This window comes from Roseibium sp. M-1, from assembly GCF_054515675.1.
This window is the reverse complement of the sequence record NZ_CM137257.1, coordinates 4590374-4602993: the sequence shown is the minus strand read 5'-3', so window position 1 is coordinate 4602993 and position 12620 is coordinate 4590374. Positions and strand designations below refer to the sequence as shown.

Annotated in this window: 16 protein-coding genes and 2 pseudogenes; 9 read left to right on the top strand and 9 right to left on the bottom strand. The window is 58.8% G+C overall.

Annotated elements, in window-relative coordinates:
• The 8 genes from ACX3M4_RS20875 to ACX3M4_RS20840 all read left to right on the top strand — a co-directional run bounded on the left by ACX3M4_RS20875 (nucleotide 1) and on the right by ACX3M4_RS20840 (nucleotide 6028).
• Nucleotides 1–768, top strand: a complete 768-nt coding sequence (locus ACX3M4_RS20875; RefSeq protein WP_459354900.1) for an amino acid ABC transporter ATP-binding protein — start codon at nucleotides 1–3, stop codon at nucleotides 766–768.
• 61 nt (nucleotides 769–829) lie between these two features.
• A complete protein-coding gene (locus tag ACX3M4_RS20870) occupies nucleotides 830–1189 on the top strand; it encodes a RidA family protein (RefSeq protein WP_459354899.1) in 360 nt (119 codons plus the stop codon).
• Between the two features lie 191 nt (nucleotides 1190–1380).
• Complete coding sequence (locus ACX3M4_RS20865) at nucleotides 1381–1776, top strand: LysR family transcriptional regulator (RefSeq protein ID WP_459354898.1); 396 nt, start codon at nucleotides 1381–1383, stop codon at nucleotides 1774–1776.
• 786 nt (nucleotides 1777–2562) lie between these two features.
• The gene (locus ACX3M4_RS20860; protein WP_459354897.1) at nucleotides 2563–3516 is read left to right on the top strand and encodes an enoyl-CoA hydratase/isomerase family protein; all 954 of its coding nucleotides are present in this window, start codon (nucleotides 2563–2565) and stop codon (nucleotides 3514–3516) included.
• Nucleotides 3513–4238 (top strand): hypothetical protein, encoded by a 726-nt coding sequence (locus tag ACX3M4_RS20855; RefSeq protein WP_459354896.1) that lies wholly within the window; start codon nucleotides 3513–3515, stop codon nucleotides 4236–4238. The genes ACX3M4_RS20860 and ACX3M4_RS20855 overlap by 4 nt, the downstream gene beginning before the upstream one ends.
• A 50-nt stretch (nucleotides 4239–4288) precedes the next feature.
• Nucleotides 4289–4804 carry an NADPH-dependent FMN reductase gene (locus ACX3M4_RS20850; RefSeq protein WP_459354895.1) on the top strand — a complete coding sequence of 172 codons (516 nt, stop codon included), beginning with the start codon at nucleotides 4289–4291 and terminating at the stop codon, nucleotides 4802–4804.
• 20 nt (nucleotides 4805–4824) lie between these two features.
• Nucleotides 4825–5247: an OsmC family protein gene (locus ACX3M4_RS20845; RefSeq protein ID WP_459354894.1), complete on the top strand. Its 423-nt coding sequence runs from the start codon at nucleotides 4825–4827 to the stop codon at nucleotides 5245–5247.
• Nucleotides 5248–5569: 322 nt separating this feature from the next.
• Nucleotides 5570–6028 carry a MaoC family dehydratase gene (locus ACX3M4_RS20840; RefSeq protein ID WP_459354893.1) on the top strand — a complete coding sequence of 153 codons (459 nt, stop codon included), beginning with the start codon at nucleotides 5570–5572 and terminating at the stop codon, nucleotides 6026–6028.
• Between the two features lie 257 nt (nucleotides 6029–6285).
• On the opposite strand, the pseudogene ACX3M4_RS20835 reads toward ACX3M4_RS20840, so the two are convergent.
• Nucleotides 6286–6381: pseudogene (locus tag ACX3M4_RS20835) on the bottom strand (transposase); the annotation flags it as partial.
• 106 nt (nucleotides 6382–6487) lie between these two features.
• Here ACX3M4_RS20835 and ACX3M4_RS20830 point away from each other — a divergent pair.
• Nucleotides 6488–6670 carry a hypothetical protein gene (locus tag ACX3M4_RS20830; RefSeq protein ID WP_459354892.1) on the top strand — a complete coding sequence of 61 codons (183 nt, stop codon included), beginning with the start codon at nucleotides 6488–6490 and terminating at the stop codon, nucleotides 6668–6670.
• 191 nt (nucleotides 6671–6861) lie between these two features.
• Here ACX3M4_RS20830 and ACX3M4_RS20825 read toward each other — a convergent pair whose 3' ends face one another.
• From ACX3M4_RS20825 to ACX3M4_RS20790, 8 genes and pseudogenes are all read right to left on the bottom strand, one after another.
• A complete protein-coding gene (locus ACX3M4_RS20825; protein ID WP_459354891.1) occupies nucleotides 6862–7773 on the bottom strand; it encodes an efflux RND transporter periplasmic adaptor subunit in 912 nt (303 codons plus the stop codon).
• 81 nt (nucleotides 7774–7854) lie between these two features.
• Complete coding sequence (locus tag ACX3M4_RS20820; RefSeq protein WP_459354890.1) at nucleotides 7855–8058, bottom strand: DUF1656 domain-containing protein; 204 nt, start codon at nucleotides 8056–8058, stop codon at nucleotides 7855–7857.
• Nucleotides 8048–10171, bottom strand: coding sequence for an FUSC family protein (locus ACX3M4_RS20815; RefSeq protein ID WP_459354889.1), 2124 nt, complete (start codon nucleotides 10169–10171; stop codon nucleotides 8048–8050). Before ACX3M4_RS20815 ends, ACX3M4_RS20820 begins: the two co-directional genes overlap by 11 nt.
• Entirely contained in the window at nucleotides 10168–10410 is a 243-nt protein-coding gene (locus tag ACX3M4_RS20810; RefSeq protein ID WP_459354888.1) for a hypothetical protein, read from the bottom strand. The genes ACX3M4_RS20815 and ACX3M4_RS20810 overlap by 4 nt, the downstream gene beginning before the upstream one ends.
• Nucleotides 10403–11278, bottom strand: a complete 876-nt coding sequence (fdhD, locus tag ACX3M4_RS20805) for a formate dehydrogenase accessory sulfurtransferase FdhD (protein ID WP_459354887.1) — start codon at nucleotides 11276–11278, stop codon at nucleotides 10403–10405. Before fdhD ends, ACX3M4_RS20810 begins: the two co-directional genes overlap by 8 nt.
• 335 nt (nucleotides 11279–11613) lie before the next feature.
• Complete coding sequence (locus ACX3M4_RS20800; RefSeq protein ID WP_459354886.1) at nucleotides 11614–11787, bottom strand: hypothetical protein; 174 nt, start codon at nucleotides 11785–11787, stop codon at nucleotides 11614–11616.
• Nucleotides 11788–11945: 158 nt separating this feature from the next.
• A pseudogene (locus ACX3M4_RS20795) lies at nucleotides 11946–12038 on the bottom strand (IS6 family transposase); the annotation flags it as partial.
• Between the two features lie 153 nt (nucleotides 12039–12191).
• A complete protein-coding gene (locus tag ACX3M4_RS20790) occupies nucleotides 12192–12614 on the bottom strand; it encodes an organic hydroperoxide resistance protein (RefSeq protein WP_459354885.1) in 423 nt (140 codons plus the stop codon).
• Nucleotides 12615–12620: the final 6 nt, after the last annotated feature.

Genomic DNA, 12620 nt, shown 5'->3' with positions numbered 1-12620 from the left:
GTGACAGCCCTGTTAAAGAAGCCCGTTCCTGATGTGCCAGCAATCTGCATTCAAGATCTGAGCAAATGGTTCGGAGCCTATCAGGTGCTGCATGATGTGAACCTGACGGTTGAAAACGGCGAACGCATCGTTGTTTGCGGACCGTCTGGCTCGGGCAAGTCCACCCTGATCCGTTGCATAAACGCGCTTGAGCCGCATCAGTCCGGCACGATCGAGGTTGAGGGACATCCCTTGCATGACGACATGAAGAGCATAAACGAGGTGCGGCGTGAGGTTGGCATGGTGTTCCAGCACTTCAATCTCTTTCCCCACCTGACAATTCTCGAAAACTGCACATTGGCCCCGATTTTTGTGAGGAAGATGTCGAGGAAGGACGCCGAGGCGGTGGCGATGCACTTTCTCGAGAAAGTCAAAATCCCCGAGCAAGCCCACAAATACCCCATTCAGCTCTCCGGTGGCCAACAACAGCGGGTAGCGATCGCTCGCTCACTTTGCATGCGGCCCCGTGTCATGCTGTTCGACGAGCCGACCTCTGCACTTGATCCTGAAATGATCAAGGAGGTGCTCGACACCATGGTCGCACTGGCCGGTGAAGGCATGACGATGGTCTGCGTCACACATGAAATGGGCTTTGCCCGTCAGGTGGCCGATCGGATCGTGTTCATGGATGGCGGCAGAATTGTTGAAGAGAACAACCCCGAGGATTTCTTCAAGAATTCCCGTCACGAGCGAACCAAACTGTTTCTGAGCCAAGTGCTCCACCACTAACCACTTGTCGCTGACAGCAAGTGAAAACACTCCTTGATACAGTAAAATATGAGGAAACAGCGTGACTACGATAAATCGCATCGAGACCGATCAGCGCAGCAGCCGCGTTGTCATCTTCAACGGAACTGTCTTTGTTGGTGGCATGACCGCTAAAGATCGTAGTCAGGACATCAAGGGACAAACGAGGCAGGTCCTTTCGACGGTCGATAACTATCTGTTGCAGGCCGGCACTGACAAGAGTCGGCTCTTAACTGCGCAGATCTGGCTCAAGGATATCGCCCGGGATTTCGCGGACATGAACGAAATCTGGAACGCATGGACAGCCTCCGGCGCCGCGCCGACGCGAGCCACAGCACAGTGCTTGATGGCGTCACCGGACATCCTTATCGAAATTCTTGTGACCGCCGCTCTGCCAGAGTGATAGAAAGCGAAGTTCTACTAGACCAAATCCTCAGCTTTTTGACGTTCGGCTATTCTCAGGTCCTCCCCACCAGGAAAGCGGCTTGAAACCACGCTTTCCTGGTACTTGGCCGGTGGGCATACCGGCAGCCGTGTGCGCCCACCGGCCATTTTCTCTGTGCGCCCGCGTGGCAGTTCGTTCACCGGACTTCCTTGTTTTGGTCGCTCCTGGGAACGGCCAGCCCCCTTCTCTCACCATCGAGCAGTCGAGATGCGCGGAAACCTTCCACTCACCTTCGAACTGGAGCGACAGAACTCTTGACCAAAAAGCCGAGGCAGGACGGTTTACCGAAACAAAGTTCGCCCAAACTCGGACGTTCCATCGAGATCAGGCATTTGCGGTTTGCCGCGGCGGCGGAAAGTCATGGCAGTTTCAGAAAAGCTGCCCAGGCGCTTGGCGTGAAACAGTCCACGCTTAGTCGGACAATTTCCCAGATGGAGGCTCGTTTAGGCCTTACCATCTTCGAACGAACGAGTGGAGGTGCGCGCTTGACGAAGGCAGAGGTCACAGGTCCGAATCCTGTCGGGTGCGCCAATTTTATATCATAGATACAATCACTTAACAACACTAACCCTGATGCTATTGATCCTAATTTTGGGTTACGGAAGCACCACGGAAGCGGCAGCGTGCTGGTTATAGAGTGATTTGTCGCGATTTTGGTGTGCAACGTCTCAGCCGTCACTCGAAAACCAACGGAACAGGCTTGAGATTTGTATCGCTAGTAGGCCAAGCAGAACTCGGATGTTGATTTAGCCTCCGAAATCCAAACGGTGATGTTGACACATTCAGTGAGAACTCTCTTCGACACAACATAATAAACTTTCCACAAAAAACGCCTACTCAGTAGATCATTTTTTGAATCTCTCGAATTCTACATCAAAAGCTTGACTAAAATGCTTTAAGATACTGCTCTTAGATTTCGACTTCTGCAAGTTGACGACATGCATAATCTGAAATGCTGCAGGAAAAGAAACTAGACATGGATTTCAATTCGCAAAACCTGCGTTTTTTTGACCTAATACCTCAATATAGGCGATCTGTGTGAGCGGGTCATTCAATTGTGCACTGGTATCCCGAGGTATCCCTCAGCAAAGGCCCCCAGCAGCTATTCCAGATAGGTCTGCCTACCGAGATTAGATTGGTCCCACTCTTCAAAGAGACAATTGACGAGTTCCGGCGAGCTATCGCGAACGAGCTTGGCCTCGGGGCCGTGTTCGCGGAAGGTAAGTGCGCTGGTCATTTCCTTCGGAGCTTGCAATACCTAGGTGCAATTGGAGTGCCGCCCGCACCTGCGTATCTTCCGTCCCGAACAGCTTTTTCGAAAGGACGGACAAATGAAATTCACACGCCTGCTCATGACGACGTTGCCACTGGCGGGACTGGCGATTGCCGGTGCGGTTCTATCCAAGCCACCTGTGGCGGTTTCCGCAGAGGTGTCGGCCGCACAGAGCGAACAGTTTCGCATCGCCAAGGTGACACCGGCCTACTGGCGGGTCACGATCGACAAGCCGCCGTTCAACATTTACGGACCGGATTCAATGGCGCCCCTCAATCGCGTCATCACGGCGATCGAAAGCGATCCCGCCCTGAAGGTCGTTGTATTCGACAGCGCCATCCCAGGCTTCTTCCTGACACATTACGATTTCACCGTGCCACTCGAACAGACAACGAGCTTGCCACTCGGACCGACGGGCCTTCCTCAACTACCCGACATGCTTGTCCGCCTCAGCAAGGCTCCGGTCGTTTCGATCGTGTCGATCCGTGGCCGTGCAACCGGCGTCGGCAGCGAGCTGGCGCTGGCCAGTGACATGCGCTTTGCCAGCCGTGAAAAGGCCATCCTCTCCCAGTTCGAGATCGGAGCCGGCTTCGTGCCGGGCGGGGGGCCGATGGCGCGGCTCCCGCGTCTCATCGGCCGCGGCCGCGCGCTTGAAATCCTGCTCAGCGGAAACGATATCGATGGCGAACTCGCCGAGCGCTATGGCTATGTGAACCGCGCTCTTCCCGACGCCGAGCTCGATGGCTTCGTCGACATGCTGGCGCGCCGTATCGCTTCGTTCGACAAACAGTCTATCGGCCAGATCAAGGGACTGGTGAACCAGGCAAGCCTGCCGCCCGACGATGAGATCGGCGCCGAATGGGCCGCTTTTCTGGAATCAGTTCAGCGCCCGGCGGCGCAGGAACTGATCGGGCGGTTGCTGAAGGAGGGGCTTCAGGCAAACACCGATGTCGAGGCACGCCTTGCCAAATATACCGGCGAAGCGAACGCCCAGCGGAACGCGGGGCAATGACGATGCACCCGCTACTGTCCGACGCGCTCGACGCGCATGGCGGGCTCGCCGAGTGGCGTAGCCATAAATTCCTCTCGGCGACAATCGTAACGGGCGGCGAGTTTTGGGGCATCAAGGGCATCGAGCAGGATGCGGACCCGCGCCGCACGACCGCCGACCTGCACCGTCAGTGGGGCTCGCTCGAACGCTATGGGAACCCCGACTGGACCTCGTATTTCACGCCCGACCGCATTGCGATCGAGGACGGGAGCGGAGCGATCATCGCCGAACGATCGAACCCACGCGTCGCATTCGCGGGGCATGAACCGAAGACGCCGTGGGATCCGCTGCACCGTGCCTATTTCAGCGGCTATGCTCTCTGGACTTACTTCAACGTGCCCTTTCTGCTCGCCGACCTCGATTTCAGCATCGACGATGTTCCTGCGATCGAGGACGGTGATGAAATATGGAGAGGACTGCGAGCGTCCTTTCCCGACAGGATCGCGACACACAGCACCGTACAGGACTTCTACTTCGGACCCGATGGCTTGCTGCGACGCCACGATTATCATGTCGATGTCGCCGGCGGTTTTGCGGCGGCGCATCTTGTCGCCGACTATGTCGATGTCGAGCGAATGAAGCTGCCGACTCGCCGACGCGCCTATCAGCGAAATGACGATCTCAGTGTTCGGTTCGACCCGCTCATGGTGTCGATCGACGTCGCCGAATTTACCTTCAGTTGAACCCAGCGCATGTGCATAGAGTCATGGAAACCTCCGGATTGCCATTATCATTGGGACGACGCGCGGCGCGCTTTGCCGACAAGCCCGCGAAGTGGATTTACGATCTCGCGCCAGCGCGCGACGACATGGAGGTCGAACTGGTCGATCCTCGCGACTATCCGATGCCCTTTTTCGACGAACAGAACGCTTATGTCCCCTCGGCGAACGGGGTGGCGCAGCGCTGGCAGAAAAGGGTGTCCGTTTTCGACGGCGATATCTTCGTCACCGCCGAATATAATCAGGCTACCTCCGGTATCCTGAAGAATGAGCTAGACTATGCCTATCCCGAATGGGCGCGCAAGCCGGGCGCCTCCGAGCAGCTGCGCCTGATCACGGTCGAGCTCCAGATGGCGCCTACGCGCAATGGCGGTTCCATCCAGGGCGGCGACTTCTTCGATGCGCTTCAGGGCGGCCGCGACGTCGCGAGCCTTTCCTATATCGGGTCGAACGCCGACTTGATGCTGGACGAGCTGGCCTGGTGGACCGATGCGCTGGCCGCTGCGCGCGCTGCGACGCCCGCTTTCTGATCTGATCTAGGAGATTATCGATGGTACGCAAAGGCAAGGCCATATGGCGGGGAACCGGACGCGACGGATCGGGTGAACTGTTCACCGATTCGGGCGCGCTCGATGCAACTGCCTACTCGTTCCGCACGCGTTTCGAGGGCGATAAGGGGACGAATCCGGAAGAGTTGATCGCCGCGGCGCATGCCGGGTGCTTCACCATGTCGCTCGCCTTTCAGCTTCAGGCGGCAGGCTTTACACCGGCGATGCTCACGACCGAGGCGGCGGTGAAGCTCGAGCAGGATGGACAAAGCTTCGCCATCTCACGCTCCGACCTGACGCTTCGCGCCCAAGTGCCGGGAATCGATGACGCGAAGTTTCGCGATCTCGCGCGCCAGGCCGAACTCAACTGCCCAGTCTCGAAGCTGATGCGCGCGGTGATCACGCTCGACGCGGATCTGGTTTGAGGCGGTGGGCCTCCTCGACGGCAAGGTCGCACTTATAACCGGCACTTCGGCGGGTCTCCGAACCGCCTTTTTCATGCAGTTGGGCGCAGATGCAGAATTCCTGCGTTGCAGGTGTGTGGCGCCAGCCCCATGCACCTGCAGCGAAACCGGTTGGATGACCGACTCGGTCAGGCTGTAGACGGTTTTCTGTTTCTGCGCAGGGTCCGGACTCGTCGACAGCAATCCCGCCTCGGGCAGTTTCTTCAGCTGGTTCAAGGCGATGCTTTCCTCGGAATTGTTGAACAGGTCGCGATAGTGCCGCCGATTGGAAAAAGGAGAGACCATGACAGGAATGTATCTCGAGGATTTCCAAGTAGGACAGACATTCGGTTCCGGAAGCACTACGGTGACCGAGGATGAGATCATCCGCTTCGGAAAAGAATTCGATCCGCAACCCTTCCATCTCGATCCGGCGGTAGCCAAGGACTCCTTCTTTCGCGGCTTGGTGGCAAGCGGCTGGCATACTGCAGCGCTGACCATGCGGTTATTGGTCGGCGGCGAAATGACCCCGATCAATGGCATCATTGGAGCGGGTTTCGAATCGCTTAAATGGCCTCGCCCAGTCCGCCCTGGTGACGTTCTCCATGTCGTCTCGGAAGTTCTGGAGTTGCAACCATTCAGATCCCGCCCGACGCAGGGAATGATCAAAGTGCGCAGCACAACGCTAAACCAGAACGATGAGGCGGTTCAGGAATCAGTGGGCAATCTGGTCGTTATGGCGCGGCCCGCAGGCACCCCCTGACTCGAGTCTCGAAAGCCAAACTTGCGGCATCGGCCCCGAGATGGCTCTCAACCTGATAACTCAGGTTGGTGTTGACCTTGCCCCCAGGTTTTATTCAGTTTTGAGTTCGTTTCCGGCGTTGGGTTTGCCCTGACGGGCGGGTGAAGCGGCGGGCGCTGGCACGGAGCTTTTCACGTTGCGCAGCGTCAGAGCCCGAATCGGGTTGAAGGTGGATGCAAACTCAGCCGGGGTTTGCCAAGTGAGTTGCGAGTGAGGCCGAGACCCGCATACGTCCTTTTCCAGTTGAAGTAGGTCGCCTGACTGATTCCCTCCTTGCGGCAGATCTTAACCACCGGCACACTTGGATCTCGCTGGACTTCAAGGCGAGTTGATCGAGACGGTACTGATTGACCAAGATTGGCAAGGAGCTGGAAAGATCCAACTTCCAACCGGCTGGAATACCAGCTGGCCGGGTCCGAAATGGCCACGGCATGCAACCTCATTGCTTACGCTCGAAACCCAGTGGTGATCGCCGGCCAAGGCGCGATTGCAGATGGCCCTGGCCCGGCCTTGGTAGTCTTTTGCGGGCAGATTGGCGCCCCGCTCGCTGCGACGGTAGGTGCGCACGGCATCGTACGGACGAACTTAATGCCGTATCTTTGACCTTGTCGATGTCCCGCTGGCAGTCGGCGAACGCCGGTGTGGTGGAGGTTGCGGTCATAGTCGATTGCATGTTGATTTCCTGCGTTGAGACTGAAGGCAAGGACTTCAGCACCGCCAGACTGCATGTTGGGATTTACGTTCGGGAATGCGCTGTACAAATCCTGCAAGAATGGTCTTTCCGCTTCCCGGCACTAGCGAAAGGCGGCCACGATGCGTTGCCAGAGCGTCTCGGTAGGCGCGCCGACAGGCGTTTCGATGATCACGCTTGCCGTAGCGCCATTAAACAGAGGCGTCCCATCGGGCTTGTTATCGATTTCGATTTCCACCGGGATCCTCTGGGCGAGCCTGATCCATTGAAACGAAGGCGTCGGGTTCTGAAGGAGGTTCGCCGAAGCATCCTGGCTGAAAGATATGCCGGTAGAGATGCCCGCGACCCGACCCTGCAACACTTCGCCGCCCGACATGAGCTGTATCCTGGCCTCGTCGCCGACGCTGATTCTGGGCAGCATCGTTTCGAGAAAGAATGCGTCGACCCTGAAGGAGGACGAATTGACGATCGCGAGCGCCGGCTGACCCGTGGTCGCAAAATCGCCCTTGCTCAAATTGAGGTTTGTCACCCACCCCCTGACCGGAGCCCTGATCACCGTGCGTTCAAGGTTGGTTCTGGCAACGCTTACCGCGACACCGGCCCCTTCGACGACGGCATTGGCGGCATTCAGGTCGAGTTGCGCATCCTGAAGGCCGACGGTGGATATTGCCGGACTGTCCCGCCGCGCCAGCGTTCTGTCCCGATCGAGCTGCTGTGCCTTGAGCGTAGCCAGCGCCCTGGCGCTTTTCAGGTTCGCCTCGGCCTCGGCCAGGGCATGTTCATAGTCGGTGCGATCGATCGTGAAGAGAATGTCTCCCGGCTTCACCAGGGTGTTGCGCGCAACAACCACATCGCTGATTTCTCCCGAAATTCTTGGCGCGATTTCTACGACATCCGCCCGCACATGGGCGTCGCGCGTCCAGGGATCCCGGAATACCTGGTTCCAGACGAAGATGCCGCCGCAGACTGCGAGAACAACCATGGATGCGGTGAAAAGGAGACGAATGGCAAGCATGAGAACCCCGGCATTGTGGAAGGAACCCGGTCTTAGGCCGCCCCTGAGAGGCCGGCCGGTTCCGGGTGAACGTCCGCTGATCTAAAAGTCCGGCCAGAGACCTGCGACTGCGGTGACGAGCAAGACAAAGAGCGCGAGCCTTGCAAGAGGGGGATGCAGAAAGAACGCCCACCAGCCGCGGCGCAGCATCAGTCCATCCACCACGAACCAGAGGACCCCGGCCCCGACGGCACAAATTAAAAGCGACGGCACGAGCATGCCGAGAACCGCGATTTCATGATGCATGGACCCGCTCCGCCTGCACTCGAGGGGTTGGCGACAGGTCGCCGGACCGGACAAGAATTCGGCAAAGTCCGGCACTTGCCGCAAAATGGAACACAGCGAGATATTGCCTGTCCTCGCAATCGCCCTTGCAGATCCATTCGCCAACGGCACGTACAAGATCCTGAAACACCGCATCCGACCGGATGGCCGACGAAGGATCTTCGACCGCCTTTCGAACGGTGGACACCAGAGCTCCGGCCAAGGACCCGAGCTCTGGCGGCAGATCGCCCGACGCGCCAAGCCGCCTCATGCGGTAGCACTCCTGTCCGGCAAGCCTAGCCATACGCGCCCGGTCGATCAGATGTGCGGCGTGCGGATCGTCTGCATCGAGATCGGCCCCATAGTCGCCCAGGATGTCGATCATCTGGACCGAAAAGACATGTTCGTCGATCGGCCGTACCTCCGCCGTGGCCCTCGCGAGAAGGACGCTGGTACCACGCCGCAGATGCCTTTTGAGCCAAGCCTGGTTTTCCGGAAACAGGATCGTCAGACCGGAAATAAGCGCGACTGGCGCCAGGGCGAGGCCAGCATATTCGTTGACGAGACTGATGGGGCTGTAGAGCGGCGTGTTCGACGGTTGAAGGGCGATGGCGATCATGACGGTCGAACCGATCGCCAGCGGCAATCGGGGTAAATCCCCCGCAACATAGAATATGACAAAGACGGCCGATCCGAGGAGCAGCGCGAGGACTGAAAAGCCTTCCAGGCTGGAAAGACATGCCATGAGGAGAAGTGAAATCACGGCACCGACCGAGAACCCCTGCGCGAGCAGCTTGCCCGCGTGCAGCCTCACCGGTCTCGGAATAATGCTGGGCAGGACCAGGGTGAAACCGCTCGCGATCAGCGCAAGCAGTCCGCCATCGGTCCAGCCGGTCGACAGCCACAGAGCGGCGCAGCTGAGGAAGACGATCATGGGCCGCAATCCCGTCTCGCAGGCGGCGATAAGATCCGGGTAGCGGTTTGCAACGGGCATGAACGGCGTTGGCGGCGATCCCGGGTCGGAAAGTGCGGCTTCGCTTTTCAGGAAATCGCTGACGGTACCGGCGAACATACGCAACTGGAAAAGGGCTGCCGCCTGCCGGAGCGATGCGTCGCCGAAAGTTCCGGATTGCCGGATGTGGTCGGCCAACCGCGCCGCTTCGATCGAGGACCGGACGTCCTCGACGCTTTCAGCCTCCAGCAGACAACACCGGGAACTCTCCTGCGGCTCCGATGCCCGCGCGAGAACCCTCTCCAGCCATTCACGTGCTTCTTTCAGGGCTGCGACGCGCTCTTTCGGGTCAATTTCCGATAGGGTCCGGCGCACGCCTTCGGCTTCCACTACGATGCGAGTGAGGTCTTGCGCGACGGCGATCGCTTGGCCAAGACGGTCGTTACGGCGCGAACGCTCGTACTTGCGTGCGCGCAGATCGGTGGCGATAACCGCGAGGAGAGCGATTGCTGTCTTGTGATCGCCCACATTCAGCACGGGACGCATGGCAACTGCTTCTCTACCGATCTTGAAGGCAACTTCCCGGGCAGCCCGGATGTTCTGCGCAACATCGTCTGCGGCGGAATGCGGAAAAACCACCAGAAGCACTACAAAGACGCTGGCGACGGCAATGAAGGTCTCTGTGGTGCGCGCCAGAGCAAATGTATAAACCTCACCCGCGGCGGAACCCGTATCCAGGACGATGACAAGCGTCGTCAATCCTGCGACGGCATAGGCGTAGGCGTCCGATCCGCTTTCAAGGCGCGCCCAGAAGCCAACACCGAAGAGCCAGAGGCTCAAGGCGGCGATCATCGCAACAGGTAACTGAGCGAAAAATCCGACCAGGAAAAGTGCGACGAAACAGCCCAGCAGAGTTCCACCAATGCGGGCGGCGCTGCGCCAGACTGTCGCCCCAGACTGCGGCCTGACGATCAGCGGGACGGTCAGAAGGGCCCAGAACGTGTTCTGTAGATCGAAGATAAACGCGATCGATAAGGTAAGGATCGCGGCTAATGCAACGTTGCCCGCATGAATGGCCCGCCCGGCATTTATCCAAGCCGGCAAGCGGGCGGCGAGTTGCCAGGCCGTTCGGGCGCCGGTCATATGCCGCCCTTCTGGCCGCGCACATGACAATCCAGAACCGCCCGCAGAGGCAGCGTCCTGCCGGTGAAGCGGCAAGGGTCAGCATTTACAGCCGATCCATCGGGGCATTGTCGCTCCGGCTTCAGGCGCTCCCGTCGTGTGGTGATCCTGCACTCGTGCCAATCCCAGCGGAGCGCGACCGGCAGCAGATGGCCCATTGCACAACGGGCTATGGAGCGATAATCGATATTCTCAGTCATGACGCACAGCCTCCATAGGGAAGGTCCCGCTCCTCCGAACCGGGTTTCCTCGCCAGTCCCGCCCCTCGTCGAAGATCCGCTCGGGATGGGTAAAGACCTCCAGCGCTCGGTTTCTGCCGGCTACGGCAATCGTAATTCCCGCATCCTCGGCAAGTCGGAGGGCGTGGAGCGTCGGGGCTGACACGGCCACGAGGCAGGGACAACCCACCATGGCGCATTTCTGCACCAGTTCGACAGACACACGACTCGTCATCAGGATGGCGCCCTCTCCCGGATCAATGGCCGCCCCCTCGAGCGCCCCGACAAGCTTGTCGAGAGCATTGTGTCTGCCGACATCTTCCCGCGTTGCCAGGATACCTGCGCCAGCGTGCAGAAAGCCGGCAGCATGGGTTGCGCGTGTTCTTTGATGCAGCGGCTGGCGCTCCCGCAGCGCCTCATCGGCCTGTCGGATTTCGCCGAACGACAGAAGTTGTTGAAACTGGTCGTTTCGCGGCAGCGGGCGGATCGCCTGCGCCAGGCTCTCAATGCCGCAAAGGCCGCAGCCGACCGGGCCGGCCGCATTCCGCCTGCGCTTTGCCAGCACGTCGCTGCGGTCCGGCCACAACCAGACGCGAGCTTCGATTCCATGCTCCTGATCGATGCATTCTATCGCACGGATTTCCTCTCGTGCTCGCACGATCCCTTCCGTGAGGGAAAACCCGATGGCGAAGTCCTCGATGTCCGCCGGCGTTGCCATCATCACTGCGGCGGTCGACCCGTCGAACACGAGGGCGACAGGAATTTCCTCCGGCAGGACGCGGACAATCTCCGCCATGTTCCCCGAGCGCTGTGCCAGAGCGCGACTTTCACCGGCTGTCTGAACAATCATCGCATTTGTATCCCGTCGTAATAGAGGCTCCCACGAGGGAGCTGCCGGCGGCATTGCCGGTACAACTGACTTTGGTTTCCCTATTCCCAGGGTTTAGCGCCTTGCTCCCGAGCCGGGAAAAGCCAAATACGCCCGGATTCTCGCCGTTTCGCGGGTCGGTCCGCTAGGGCTGGATCGACCGATCGGATTGTTCGACGGAAAATTCCGAGAACCGCCACAACCGATAGCCGATGCTCACAGGTGCGCATCCACCTGTGGAGTTTGCCCGACCATGGCTATCCACTTCGTCAACTGTCTTGCGATCGCCGCAAGCGGCGCGATCAGTCAATTGGGCGCTACAGGCTGACATGGTTCAGCCAGGCCATGCCCTGGGGCATCAAGCTCATCAGCGCAGCCGGCTCCTTCGCCATTGCATTCGTCAGCACCCTGCCAGTGGCGCCAGACAGGACTGTCTTCCAGGAACTTTGACGGGTCGACTTCATGATCGGCGTCTGCGGCGGTTTCACCACCTTTTCTTCCTTCAGCCTTCAGACGCTGGACCTTGCGCCCATGAGCGGGGCCTGCTTGCCGCTGTCAACATCGTTCTTACGGTCCCGCTGTGCCTGACTGCCGTAACCGTCGGCCATCTAAATGCGGACCGGCGGACGCGGGAACCCCGGCACTAGGCGGCTCGAATGATCAGCCATGCCTGGAATTGTCGACCTTTGAAATCGACTTTCGGCGGGCGTTTCAGTTTTTCAGCAACCGCATTCAGGATCATAAAACCGCACTTAAAAAAATTGGAGACCTTTTCATCAGCCAAACATCGAAGCAACCTTAGTGCAAAAGCTTTGCGATAAGCCTTTTCACTCCACCACCAGGTCAATTCTCGGTGGCAATCAACAACGTTGCATCGGCCAAAAAAACGCAGCCCTCAAACTACCGTGAATGTGACCGCAACGTTCCCTTGCGTCGCCTTCGAGTAAGGGCATATCTGATGCGCTTCCTCAATCAGCCGCTGCGCAACTTCGTTATCCACGCCGGGTATCCCGACAGCGAGGCGTGCTGTGAGGAAATATCCGCTTGTGGGCGACAGATTTAGATCCACCTCAGCGTCTATGGTCACTTCACCTATGAGCTTGATGTGCTGTTGCTTGACAAGAATGCCTATGGCGCTCTCAAAGCAAGCCGACCACCCGGCCGCAAGAAGTTGCTCCGGATTCGTGCCGGGCTTCGGAGTGCCGGGAAGGCCGAGCTTGAGATCGAGCTGACCATCGGAACTTCGGGCCACGCCGTGTTCGCGGCCGCCGCTGACATGGGTTTTCGCCGTATAGAGAACTTTGGACCGCTGATCCATATTATG

Excerpts from the sequence above, each read along its gene's own strand:
- ACX3M4_RS20860 (WP_459354897.1), top strand. The coding sequence starts at position 2,563 with ATGAAATTCACACGCCTGCTCATGACGACGTTGCCACTGGCGGGACTG.
- ACX3M4_RS20855 (WP_459354896.1), top strand. The coding sequence starts at position 3,513 with ATGACGATGCACCCGCTACTGTCCGACGCGCTCGACGCGCATGGCGGG.
- ACX3M4_RS20845 (WP_459354894.1), top strand. The coding sequence starts at position 4,825 with ATGGTACGCAAAGGCAAGGCCATATGGCGGGGAACCGGACGCGACGGA.
- ACX3M4_RS20840 (WP_459354893.1), top strand. The coding sequence starts at position 5,570 with ATGACAGGAATGTATCTCGAGGATTTCCAAGTAGGACAGACATTCGGT.
- ACX3M4_RS20830 (WP_459354892.1), top strand. The coding sequence starts at position 6,488 with ATGGCCACGGCATGCAACCTCATTGCTTACGCTCGAAACCCAGTGGTG.
- ACX3M4_RS20825 (WP_459354891.1), bottom strand. The coding sequence starts at position 7,773 with ATGCTTGCCATTCGTCTCCTTTTCACCGCATCCATGGTTGTTCTCGCA.
- ACX3M4_RS20820 (WP_459354890.1), bottom strand. The coding sequence starts at position 8,058 with ATGCATCATGAAATCGCGGTTCTCGGCATGCTCGTGCCGTCGCTTTTA.
- ACX3M4_RS20815 (WP_459354889.1), bottom strand. The coding sequence starts at position 10,171 with ATGACCGGCGCCCGAACGGCCTGGCAACTCGCCGCCCGCTTGCCGGCT.
- ACX3M4_RS20810 (WP_459354888.1), bottom strand. The coding sequence starts at position 10,410 with ATGACTGAGAATATCGATTATCGCTCCATAGCCCGTTGTGCAATGGGC.
- fdhD (WP_459354887.1), bottom strand. The coding sequence starts at position 11,278 with ATGATTGTTCAGACAGCCGGTGAAAGTCGCGCTCTGGCACAGCGCTCG.
- ACX3M4_RS20790 (WP_459354885.1), bottom strand. The coding sequence starts at position 12,614 with ATGGATCAGCGGTCCAAAGTTCTCTATACGGCGAAAACCCATGTCAGC.